Source organism: Acinetobacter sp. AOR12_HL, assembly GCF_027855275.1.
GTDB lineage: Bacteria > Pseudomonadota > Gammaproteobacteria > Pseudomonadales > Moraxellaceae > Acinetobacter > Acinetobacter baumannii.
On record NZ_JAKTIJ010000020.1, the window covers coordinates 32,179 to 43,731 of the forward strand.

11 protein-coding genes are annotated in these 11,553 nt (G+C 38.5%); 4 read left to right on the top strand and 7 right to left on the bottom strand.

What is annotated here, in order from left to right; genetic code table 11:
- The first annotated feature begins 92 nt into the window (after window positions 1-92).
- Together MKL36_RS08685 and MKL36_RS08690 are read left to right on the top strand one after the other, a co-directional pair.
- Window positions 93-974, top strand: a complete 882-nt coding sequence (locus MKL36_RS08685; RefSeq protein WP_000190819.1) for an ATP-binding protein — start codon at window positions 93-95, stop codon at window positions 972-974.
- Window positions 975-1,077: 103 nt separating this feature from the next.
- Complete coding sequence (locus tag MKL36_RS08690) at window positions 1,078-2,181, top strand: DUF6670 family protein (RefSeq protein ID WP_000744449.1); 1,104 nt, start codon at window positions 1,078-1,080, stop codon at window positions 2,179-2,181.
- Window positions 2,182-2,183: 2 nt separating this feature from the next.
- On the opposite strand, the gene tsaD is transcribed toward MKL36_RS08690, so the two are convergent.
- The gene (gene tsaD, locus MKL36_RS08695; RefSeq protein WP_000636263.1) at window positions 2,184-3,194 is read right to left on the bottom strand and encodes a tRNA (adenosine(37)-N6)-threonylcarbamoyltransferase complex transferase subunit TsaD; all 1,011 of its coding nucleotides are present in this window, start codon (window positions 3,192-3,194) and stop codon (window positions 2,184-2,186) included.
- Between the two features lie 145 nt (window positions 3,195-3,339).
- Between tsaD and rpsU the strand changes: the two genes are divergently transcribed.
- Both rpsU and MKL36_RS08705 read left to right on the top strand, forming a co-directional pair.
- Window positions 3,340-3,555 carry a 30S ribosomal protein S21 gene (rpsU, locus tag MKL36_RS08700; protein WP_001136722.1) on the top strand — a complete coding sequence of 72 codons (216 nt, stop codon included), beginning with the start codon at window positions 3,340-3,342 and terminating at the stop codon, window positions 3,553-3,555.
- 26 nt (window positions 3,556-3,581) lie between these two features.
- Window positions 3,582-4,028: a GatB/YqeY domain-containing protein gene (locus MKL36_RS08705; protein ID WP_000209410.1), complete on the top strand. Its 447-nt coding sequence runs from the start codon at window positions 3,582-3,584 to the stop codon at window positions 4,026-4,028.
- A 94-nt stretch (window positions 4,029-4,122) separates the two neighbouring features.
- Here the strand turns inward: MKL36_RS08705 and MKL36_RS08710 are convergent, their stop codons facing one another.
- The 6 genes from MKL36_RS08710 to MKL36_RS08735 form a co-directional block, all read right to left on the bottom strand.
- A complete protein-coding gene (locus tag MKL36_RS08710) occupies window positions 4,123-5,550 on the bottom strand; it encodes a M48 family metalloprotease (protein WP_085941241.1) in 1,428 nt (475 codons plus the stop codon).
- A 146-nt stretch (window positions 5,551-5,696) separates the two neighbouring features.
- A complete protein-coding gene (locus tag MKL36_RS08715; RefSeq protein WP_021511591.1) occupies window positions 5,697-6,662 on the bottom strand; it encodes a 2-hydroxyacid dehydrogenase in 966 nt (321 codons plus the stop codon).
- An 11-nt stretch (window positions 6,663-6,673) separates the two neighbouring features.
- Window positions 6,674-7,324, bottom strand: coding sequence for a hypothetical protein (locus MKL36_RS08720; RefSeq protein ID WP_021511590.1), 651 nt, complete (start codon window positions 7,322-7,324; stop codon window positions 6,674-6,676).
- 100 nt (window positions 7,325-7,424) lie between these two features.
- Window positions 7,425-9,314, bottom strand: coding sequence for a M48 family metalloprotease (locus MKL36_RS08725; RefSeq protein ID WP_021511589.1), 1,890 nt, complete (start codon window positions 9,312-9,314; stop codon window positions 7,425-7,427).
- A 78-nt stretch (window positions 9,315-9,392) separates the two neighbouring features.
- Window positions 9,393-10,934: an amidophosphoribosyltransferase gene (gene purF, locus MKL36_RS08730; RefSeq protein WP_000334670.1), complete on the bottom strand. Its 1,542-nt coding sequence runs from the start codon at window positions 10,932-10,934 to the stop codon at window positions 9,393-9,395.
- Window positions 10,935-10,959: 25 nt separating this feature from the next.
- Window positions 10,960-11,547 (bottom strand): CvpA family protein, encoded by a 588-nt coding sequence (locus MKL36_RS08735; protein WP_001091966.1) that lies wholly within the window; start codon window positions 11,545-11,547, stop codon window positions 10,960-10,962.
- Window positions 11,548-11,553: the final 6 nt, after the last annotated feature.

Genomic DNA, 11,553 nt, shown 5'->3' on the forward strand with positions numbered 1-11,553 from the left:
CGATAAACTGCATGAGTCGTATCTTTTTTGTCAGCTTGCAAATTTCGGTGTTAGTATCCTAGTAAATTACTGTTTAACATGATTGATTAACCATGGCTACCATTGATTTACCCGACAATTTAGTTCAAACCTTATCACTTGTATTAAATCAGTTACAGCAGGTCTTACCTGAACCGAAACAAGAGACCGATTTTACTGCCCCTGCTTTTAGATGGGAAAACCAGCAGCTTAAAGCCATTTATACACCTAAAAATATTTACCTTGATGACTTAAAAGGCATCGAAAGACAAAAAGAAAAGATCATTCAAAATACTTTGCAGTTTTTAAATGGCTTACCAGCAAATGATGTACTTTTAACGGGTTCACGTGGTACGGGTAAATCCTCTATTGTTCGTGCTTTACTCACGGAGTATGCACCTCAAGGATTACGTTTGATTGAAATTGAACGTGATGATTTAGCAGACTTACCGAAAATTCAAAAAATTATTCAAAACCGACCTGAAAAATACATCGTCTATTGTGATGATCTAGCATTTAATGCTGAAGATGAAAATTACCGTAGTTTAAAAAGCGTATTAGATGGTTCCTTACAGTCGGGTTCAACAAATTTTATTATTTATGCGACCAGTAACCGTCGTCACTTATTACCTGAGTTCATGCATGAAAACACCCCTGTAACCAAAGTAGATGTGCCTCAATATACTGAGCTTCATCCGCAAGAAGCGATTGAAGAAAAGATCTCTTTGTCTGACCGTTTTGGTTTGTGGTTATCTTTTTATCCAATGGATCAAAACTTATATTTAGAAATCGTAGAGCATTATCTAGATAAAGCAAACATGCCTTTTAATGATGAAGTTCGTGCTGAAAGCTTGCGTTGGTGCCAAATGCGGGGTCAGCGCTCGGGTCGAGCTGCTTATCAGTTTTCTAAGCATTGGATTGGTTTAAACGCCTTAAAAGATTTGTCTAACAATTAAATAAAATGTCCCGCAAAGCCTTAGCTTTGGCCTATAAACCGCTTAGCTTTGGCAGTTGTTTTTCATAACCTAAGACAAAGATAGCCCTTCTTTAGGTTTATATATGAAAAAACAATTGCCAAAAATTTCTACAACAAGTAAAGCGCTTGCTAAAAGTTTATTACTTGCACAAGGCGTTTTAGACCAAGCAAAAAAATATTCAACTCTTCCTTTTACTCAAACTCATATCATCCGTCCAAGAATTGACGAAAAATATTATAGCTGGACACACTACGGTATCTTTTTCCCACTTTTACCAGAGCCGCATCGTTACTTAAATATTATGATTTTAATCGGTACACCAGGTGCACTTGCTTTTGATCATGATGACATCATCACTGGTAACCCGAGAAAAACCGCTACTTTCTTTTCAAGCACAGCTGCTCTGGAACAAGCTTTACTGAAGGCCTATATCATTCCTGAAGATACAAAAATTAATAAAGATGGGACCTTAATAGAACTAGGACAGGAAATTTTAATTCAAGGAAAATTTCCACACATCCATATTAATGGACATTATGATGGGTTTGATTTCGACTTTGATATCGATATCACTTCATATGTTTCATGGTTTATAAAAACACCAATCTATGATCATTTTAGTTTATTGGCAAAGTTTAAAGGTTTATTAAACTATCAAGCAAAACACATTGAAACCCAAGGACTTTGTACTTACGAATATGCACGAGCAGTGGGTCCTCACTCCATTACAAACAAACTTATTCCTGATGCATATAAACTGCCACTTGATTTTTTTACTTATCAAATTATCAATTTAAACGAGGCCACTCAACTTCTTCTTACCAAAGCCGATATTGCAGGACAAACAGCTGCATACACCCTGCATATTAGACATCTGGACCAGCCAGCTGAAATTTACACAGATGTAAGCTTTGATATTATTTCGCATCAAGTTGATGACTTCGTTTCACCTAGTGGGCAAAAAATGCGACTTCCAAAATATTTTTCATGGATCGCTCGAAATGATGCAAAGCAAATTATCTTAAACATTCAGGCAGAAATTGACTGCCCATTCCGCTATGGTCATGGGCGAGGTTATGCAAGTAGCTATATATTTACTGGTCATTATTTTGGCAATGAAGTTCAAGGCCGTGGATACATCGAATATATTGATATCGAAAATCCTCAAGCCTTTGAAAATGAATAATCTTACTCAGGAATAGTAAGTTCAGTCATTGGCCATCTTGGTGTGGTCGTTACAGCTAAACCATCATGCTGACCTGCTTTTAAACGCTGATAACCTGCAAATGCAATCATTGCACCATTATCTGTACATAAAGCAGGCTCAGCATAGTAAACCTGAGCTTTAATTTTCGCCAATGAAGTTTCTAACTGTTCACGTAATCGTAAATTTGCACTTACCCCACCAGCAATTACTAAACGTTTAAGACCAGTTTGCTTTAAAGCTTTTACAGATTTTTTTACTAAGGTATCTACAATGGCTTCTTGGAATGAAGCAGCAATATCAGCATCACGGTTTTCGCCGTTCAATTTTTTCAACTGAACAGAAACTGCCGTCTTTAAACCACTAAAAGAAAAGTCTAAGCCCTGATGAAGCATTGGGCGTGGAAATTCAAATGCTAAAGGATCACCAGATAACGCCAACTTAGCAATATTTGGTCCACCTGGATACGGCAGATTCATCATTTTTGCGACTTTGTCGAAAGCTTCACCTGCCGCATCATCAATTGACTCACCTAATAGCTCATATTGACCAATACCATGAGCTGCCATCAATTGTGTATGACCACCTGAAACAAGCAATGCAACAAATGGAAACTCAGGCGGTTGGCTTGAAAGCAAAGGGGCCAACATGTGTCCTTCCATATGGTGAACACCAATTGCTGGTTTATTAAGTGAAAATGCTAAAGTTCTTCCAAACAAGGCTCCGGTCATTAACGCTCCCATTAAACCCGGGCCACGCGTATATGCGACTGCATCAATTTCCTGTTTCTTAACACCACTTTGTTCAAGCAGCTGATTCATTAAAGGAATAAGCTTACGAACATGGTCACGAGAAGCTAACTCCGGAACCACACCACCATATTCGGCATGAAGTTTTATCTGGCTATAAAGAACCTGTCCCCGTAAGCCGAGTTCGCTATCATAAAGTGCCAACCCTGTTTCATCACAAGAAGTTTCCAAGCCTAAAACAATCATCAAAACTGCCTTTTATATGAGTCAAAATATTGCAATCGCTATTATAGACTTGTGATATGAGTTGTAAATGAGTAAAATACTGACCTTCACTTGTGATCTGGCGCAATGGTGTGCCTGATCTTATCCATAATCTAGAGGATTTTACATGCCACAAGTTAAGTTGAAAGAAGGCGAACCAGTTGACGTAGCTATCCGTCGTTTCAAACGTTCATGCGAAAAAGCTGGTGTTTTAGCTGACGTTCGTAAACGCGAATTCTACGAAAAACCAACTCAAGAACGTAAGCGCAAAAAAGCTGCTGCAGTTAAACGCTACCAAAAGAAATTGGCTCGCGAATCTGTACGTACTACTCGCCTTTACTAATTAATTTGTGATTGACTGCTAACATTATGACTACTTTAAAAAACCAAATTACTGATGCATTAAAAACTTCTATGCGTGCCAAAGATATGGCAACAGTGACGGTTTTGCGTAGTCTACAAGCAGCAATTAAGCAAATCGAAGTCGATGAGCGCATAGAGCTTGACGACGCTCAGGTTCTTGCGGTCATTGAAAAGCAAATTAAACAACGTAAAGAATCGATCAAAGCCTTCGAAGGTGCTGGTCGTGATGATTTAGCTAGTAAAGAACAAGCCGAAGCTGAGGTTTTATCTCAGTTTCTACCAGAAGCTATGACTGAGGAAGAGCTTGATTCTCTCATTGAGCAAACGATTGCTGCTCAAGAAGCAACTAGCATGAAAGATATGGGTAAGGTGATGAATTCTCTACGTCCGATCATAGCCGGGCGTGCCGATCCTGCTCAAGTTTCAGCAAAAATTAAAGCTAAATTAGCTTAATCCCCTCTCTCTTCTTATATACCCTTAAATTAAACTTTTTCTCGTAAGTTTAAGTATATTTGTGCCTGTGAAAATTCCAAAGTCATCCTAGACCTTAAATTTTCATTCGTCGCTCATCTTGCATTTGCTTTAATCGACTATCAATTCTGGCTGACATGGCCTGATTACCTTTTGCAAGACGTTGTGCATGCAACATCGATTTAATTGCATCCTCTTCACTACCAGACCAGTACTGTGCTTCAGCACGATATCGCAATACATTCACAGCTCTTAATGGCGAATTTTTATCTAAATTGGCGGCTTGTTGTAATAATTGCCAACCTTGAATATCTCGGGCATTTTTATTAATAAAACGCTGCACCAAAGTTTGAACTTGAGCATATTTACCTTGACGCAATAAAACCTCAGCCAATTTGTAGCTAAAAGCTTTATTTTCAGGCATTGTCATTTGCAAGGGAGCAATTGAATTATAGGCCTGATCAAGTTTATTCTGGCCTAAATAAATATCTGTTTGAATTAAGGCGACTAATGGCTTACCGCTTGATTTCGCCTGCTCCAACGTTGCTTGGGCTTGAGTATAATCACCTTGTTTAAGATAGAAAGCCGACAAAGCCAATAAGCCTGCCAGATTTTTTTGCGATGCCAGACTTTGCAACTGATTTTCAGTAGCTTCTCCAGCAACCACCATGGTATACCATTTTAAAATTTCAAAATCGACATCATATATTCGACTTTTAACTTTAGGCATCTGGTTTGCTCTCAAGCGAGCCTCACTCATACGTTCAGATGTAAGAGGGTGAGTCAGCCAAAAATCTGGTAAAAAACTTACTCGGCTCGTCGCTCTATGCATCGTTTCAAAATAATCCGCCATGCTTTGCGGGTTATAACCAGCGGCATACATATATTGCATACCAATTCGATCCGCTTCACGCTCTTGATTACGACTATAAGTGAGCTGTTTATCAAGAAGTGCTGCTTGTGTACCCAACATAACAGCGGCACCAGCGTCTCCACCAGCCTGAGCAGCTAAAGCCACCCCTGCCAACAAACCAGCCAAGCTTAAAAGGGTTTGTCCTTTAAAAGCTTCTTCCGAACGACTAAAGTGCCTTTGCGAAACGTGAGCAATTTCATGGGCCATTACCCCCGCAATTTCATCAATATTTCGTGCCGATGAGATAAGTCCAGTATTTAATGCAAATAACCCACCTGGAACAGCAAATGCGTTAATTTGAGGGTCTTTAATTACAACCAGGGCAATCGGCTGCCCCAGTTGAGTTTCACTTAAAATATTAGAGAAAACTTGAAAAAACTGATCTTCTAGCCATACATCCTGTATAACCGGCATTTGTTTATGAACTTCACGAAAAACTTTTTCACCAATAAATTTTTCTTTCTGTTGGTCGAGCAGCCCTATTCCACTTCCAATATTTGGAATTTCAACCTGTCCAGAAGCTGGCTTGGGGTCAAAAGGATTAGCGTAAGAGGCATTTGTTATCAAAGCCAAACTTAAAATAACTGGCAAAAATTTCAAAAGTTCTTCTCTTATTAAAAATTAAAATAACAAAAAAGCCCATCAATATCATGCTTCAGTTATTTTGCATCATATCAACAGGCTTTCACTATAACATTGAAAATAGACTATATTTGCAATGAAGTGTTATTCATCCTTTACACAAAATTAGGATTCACTAAATATCTAGGCGTCTTGTCCTCTAGTGCTTCTACCAAGTTTTTATAAGCTAAATTTGCCATTTTCTTACGTGTTTCAGCTGTAGCAGAACCTACGTGAGGCAAAGTGACAACGTTCGGCAAATTGAAAAGTGCAGATTCTTGCAGAGGTTCTTTCTCATAGACATCTAAACCAGCCGCAAAAATAACTTCATTTTGCAATGCTTCAATTAGGGCTTGCTCATCGATAACTGAGCCACGCGCAATATTAATAAATATGGCATGCTTTTGCATAAGCTCAAATTGAGCCTTACCCATTAAAGCTTTAGATTCCGCATTTAAGTCAACAGCCGTCACTACAAAATCAGATTGTTGTAATAATTCTTCCAACCCCAGATATTGAGCTTTTAAAGGTTCTGCCAACTCAGGTTTCTCGCGACGATTATGGTAAACAATATTCATGTTAAATCCATAAAAGCCACGACGTGCAATTGCAGCTCCAATATTACCAAGTCCAATAATACCTAAGGTTTTTCCAAAAACATCGAGACCAAACTGCTGTGGCCCAACTGTTCTTTTCCACTCACCTTGTTTAGTCCAGTGATCTAGAAAAGGGACTTTTCTGGCTGCACTTAATAACAAAGTAAAAGCAAGATCTGCGGTCGTTTCAGTTAAAACATGAGGTGTGTTTGCTAACCAGATTTTTTTCTGATTTAAATAACCAACATCATAATTGTCATAACCTACAGTCACAGAAGAAATAATTTTTAATTTTTGGGCAGGAGAAAGATTACTTTCATTAAGCAAACGACCAGCCCCAATCATGCCATCAGCATCTACTACTTCTTGTCGTATCTGTTCATTAATATCACCCAGTTTAGGGTTCAATACGACAACATGGTAATCCTGCTGTAACCGAGACAAAATTTCCTCATCAATTTGGCTAAAAACCACAACCTTTTTCATGTAAATCCCTACTACTCATTGTTATCTTGCATAAGTTGCCACAATCTTTTCTTAAGAAGAGGCTTATCTAACATTTCTTTTAAACTAGCTAAATGAATAATATTTGCATGTTGAATATAGGTACATTTACCCAAACATAAAATCTTTTTCTCTGCCGCTACAGCATCTAAGAAACCTTGAATATAAGAACCTACCCCTCGTTGATCTTGATAGGCTGCCAGAGGGAAAGGCCATCTTAATTCAGAATATTGTCCCACCTTCGCCTTTTGTATATTTGCCCAAAGTTGTTTTTCTTCTGCTTCCAAAGCCGTTACATCAACAAAAATTACACATTTTTCAAGACAATAAGCCTGTAACTCAAATGGAGTAATTGTCTCTTGCTCAATGACTTTAGGTTTTTCTACAAGTATCTCTGGCTGCGAAACTTCTGCAACTACTATTGGTGACTCTTCCACCACTTTAGGAATTTCAAACACCTGTGGCTGAGTGTTCTTTTGCTCAAAAGCAGGAACATCTATGGTAGGTACGGTAATTGACTCATGAGGTTCAACAACCTGATCTCGCCACAAAGTATGGGCATTATTTTTTTGGCACACTTGTGTTCTAGGAATCCATACGTCTATTCCTAAAGTTGCCAGTATATTTCTTTGCTGCCCAATCATGTCTAAATCAGTACCTCTAATCTACACACATTCTAACGGGCTTCTGTTTTTTTTTCAGCGTTTTCTTTTAATGATACTCTTTGGAAACCACATATGTTTCTTAAATAATCATAACGCTATTTTTCTTCTGCATTTGCTCTACAATTTCATCAGACTCAAAACCAAATCGCCAATAGAGCAATTCAAGCACATCAAGTTCATCTTGAGTAATAATGCGATCACTCCACAAGCACATTTCAGCAATTGCCAATATACTTAAGCGGTCACGAAGCAATAGCCCAGCAATATCATTTAAAATTTCTGCCAAGTCTAAAGGTTCATCCGAAATTTCATCATAAATATGCATTTCATCAGGATTAAGCAAAGAACGTAAGATACGTTCGCGAACCTCTAACTGATTCGGACTATTGATTTGTTGCACATGAAGTAATGCATCAATTAAACGAACAATTTGAGGTTTTACCTCTTCAAATGCTGTCGGCAAATGAAGTGGCATCAAGTTTAACTCGTACTTAACACGCTCCAGTAGAAGTGCATCAAGTAATCCAATTTCCCCATCTTCTTGAATAATTAGTGCCAGTTTAGTCAAAAATTGACGAGCAATACTGGCAGGCATATGACCAATATTTTTACATGCATCATGAAATATCTGAATATGAATACGCCCATCAAGATTAAGTAAGGCATCCACAATTGCATGGCTTACTGGCGCATCTTGTGGAATAAATTCTCGATATTGACGAATCATTAAAATAGCAACCATCACCTCACGCGAACCAGTCGCAGTTTGTAATGCACGTTGAATAAGTTCAGGGCGCTTTTTATTACGACGGATATCACTGCTTAACGGTTTAATTGCATCATTCAAAGCAAAACTGATTGGAGAAAGACGCAACAAAGGCAAAGGTTGTGGAGATGACCACGGCGTATAAATTTCAGTCTCAGATTCTTCTAGTACATGGAACAAACTAAATAAAGGACGATTTCGAAGTTTCTTTAAATTTTCTAATTGCAAATCTTGTAATAAAGTTGGGTTAAGCTCATAAATACGTTCGCGAATACTTGGGTGAATATTCATCCAGCTTTGCGGGCTAAGTGAATTCGCAAAACACATATGTGCAATCGATTCAGAATAAGCACTATGAATCTGCGAACCAGAATGGTGAACGTAAATACGCAATAAAGTTTGGGTATTAGTGCTATTTTTTAATAACCGCATCGTTTTTTGATCATTGCGAAATGTACGACCACTTAATGTTAAATATTTAATAAAACGAGTGATTAAAACACCTAAACTTCCCGCCAACCAAATCACACCACCTACGGCTACAAATACAGTCTCGAACTTATGCTTATAACCCGGACTGTAGCGCTTAAACCCTTGTTTGGCGAGCTTACTCCCCCACTGACTAAAAGTAATCAAACCACTATATAAAATTTTTAGTTTAGTATTTTCTACTGCTTCACCCGATAAAATCTGGTTAAATTCATGACCCAATAAGCCATATAGCTCTAGCTCATCAAGGTTCTGTAAGGCACCCCAAGTTAAAATAATTACAATATCATTCGAGTGAAAACCTGCCGTTAATGCATTAACACCTACTTCATCAGGTAAAACATAAAGTGTTGGAACGTTCAGGGAAAATGTTTGTGCCAGATGTTCTGTAATTTTTAATGCGGCATGTTCTTCTGGTGTACTTTCACCTTTTACCAAACGACGAGCTTTCAACTGCTTGGCAAGTGAATGGCCACCTTTACGCAAAATATAAAGTTCGGTCACCACAGACCAAACCATGATAAAAAGCAAAAGAGCAATAAAATATGGACTTAAAGCATGCCACCAAATTGGCTCGCTATAATCAAAGAAATGAACAAGTAAACCTAAAATTAGATTTAAAATAAAAATAGTTAAAAGCACAGCGACCAAACACATAGTGATGGACCATGCCATATTTTTATTTTCGATTAAATAGTGGCTTACTTCTTTCAATGTAAATAATCCCAATTACATTGTTAAGTTTCATCATAAAAGAAAAAAGCGGGAAATACCCGCTTTTTTCGGCTATTTCTATTCTTCTTTAATACCGGTCAAATCTACTGATGCTGCATCAATATTGACATCAATATAACCATCTTTTTTCTTTTTCGCAGAATCATTACGTTTCTGCTCCAAATTATTCAGATAGTCTGCATCAATTCCACCAGTTACATAGATACCATCAAAAACAGAGCAATCAAACTCGGTTAATGTAGGTACTTTACTTGTACGTACAGCGTTCTTCAAATCTTCCAAATCTTGGAAAATTAAACGATCAGCACCAATAATTTCCTGAATTTCTTCTACGCTGCGCTCTGAAGCAATAAGCTCAGTTTTAGCAGGCATATCGATACCATATACGTTCGGATACATCACTTTCGGTGCAGCTGAAGCAAAGTATACTTTTTTCGCACCTGAGTCACGCGCCATTTGAATGATCTCATTACACGTTGTACCACGCACAATTGAGTCATCCACTAATAGAACGTTCTTACCTTTAAACTCTAACTCAACAGGGTTTAATTTCTGACGTACAGATTTTTTACGCTGTTGTTGACCTGGCATAATGAAGGTACGACCGATATAACGGTTTTTCATAAAACCTTCACGGAACTTCACGCCAAGAATATTTGCCAACTCTAAAGCTGAGGTACGGCTTGTATCTGGAATTGGGATAACCACGTCAATATCATGGTCTTCACCCCAGTCACGCAAAATTTTATGCGCTAATTTCTCACCCATTTTTAAGCGAGCTTTATAAACCGAAATACCATCAATAATTGCATCTGGACGAGCAAAATAAACATATTCAAAAATACATGGACGGTATTTTGGATCTGCAGCACATTGCTTTGTAAATAACTCGCCGTCAGCATTAATGAAAATTGCTTCACCCGGAGCAATATCGCGCTCAATTTTAAAGCCAAGCGCTGTAATCGCTACAGATTCTGATGCAATGATATATTCCATCTCGCCTTGCTCAGTTACACGAGAACCGTAAATAAGCGGACGGATACCATTTGGATCACGGAAACCAACTAAGCCGTGACCAGTAATCATTGCCACGACACCATAAGCACCTTGGCAGCGCTCATGTACACGCGAAACGGTATGGAAAATATCTTCCGGTGTAGGATTTAAAGTTCCTATCTTTTGCAACTCATGAGCAAAAACGTTTAAAAGAACTTCCGAATCAGAGTCCGTATTCATGTGACGCAAATCTGTTTTGAACAGGTCATCATGAATTTCTTCTGCATTCGTCAAGTTACCATTATGTGCAAGTGTAATACCGTAAGGTGAGTTCACATAAAATGGTTGAGCTTCCGCACTGCTCGAAGAACCGGCAGTTGGATAGCGCACATGACCAATACCATAATTACCAAGTAATGCTCTCATATGACGAGTATGAAAAACATCACGTACCATACCGTTATCCTTACGAAGGAAAAGACGGCCTTCATGGCAGGTTACTATTCCAGCTGCATCTTGCCCACGATGTTGCAACATCGTTAATGCATCAAACAACATTTGGTTCACTGGCGATTTACCGGCTATACCAACAACTCCACACATAGCAACCTCGCAGACAAGCTAGGAATTAATAAAAAGGATTCTTTGTTGAATGGTCAGGTCGAAGTTCTGTTTCCTCCGACTCGTCCATTGGTTTTGGAGAAGTGCGCGTTACACCGCCCCCAGATGTTATCTGATGAAATGCCTCACTTGCTGCATCTTTAGAAAGCTCTGTCGCTAAAGGTGCATAAGGCAATAAAAACTGGATAAATTTGGATTGTTTCCAATGAGGCGAACTTTCTACCCAAGGACCAACACCCTGCATGGTAATAAGAACAACCAATAAACCTTTCAACGAACCAAAAGCACCACCTGCTAAACGATTTAATGGCCCCAACTTCAAACTTTTCAAGAGGCCATTTAAAAATGCAGTGACGATCCAAGTTAAAACGATAATTAAAAGTGCAATAAAAGCGAAAGCCGCGATCTTTTGAACCACCGGATCCTGACTTAAACCTGACATTGACGGAGCTAGAAGAACAGCATATTTTGCACCCATAATTAATGCAAAAATCCATCCTACCAAGTTCGCAAAGGCTTTTATAAATCCTTGTCGCAAACCGTTTAGCCCCCCAATGAGCAAAAGTATCAGAATGATGATATCAATGGTGTTCATGTTCAA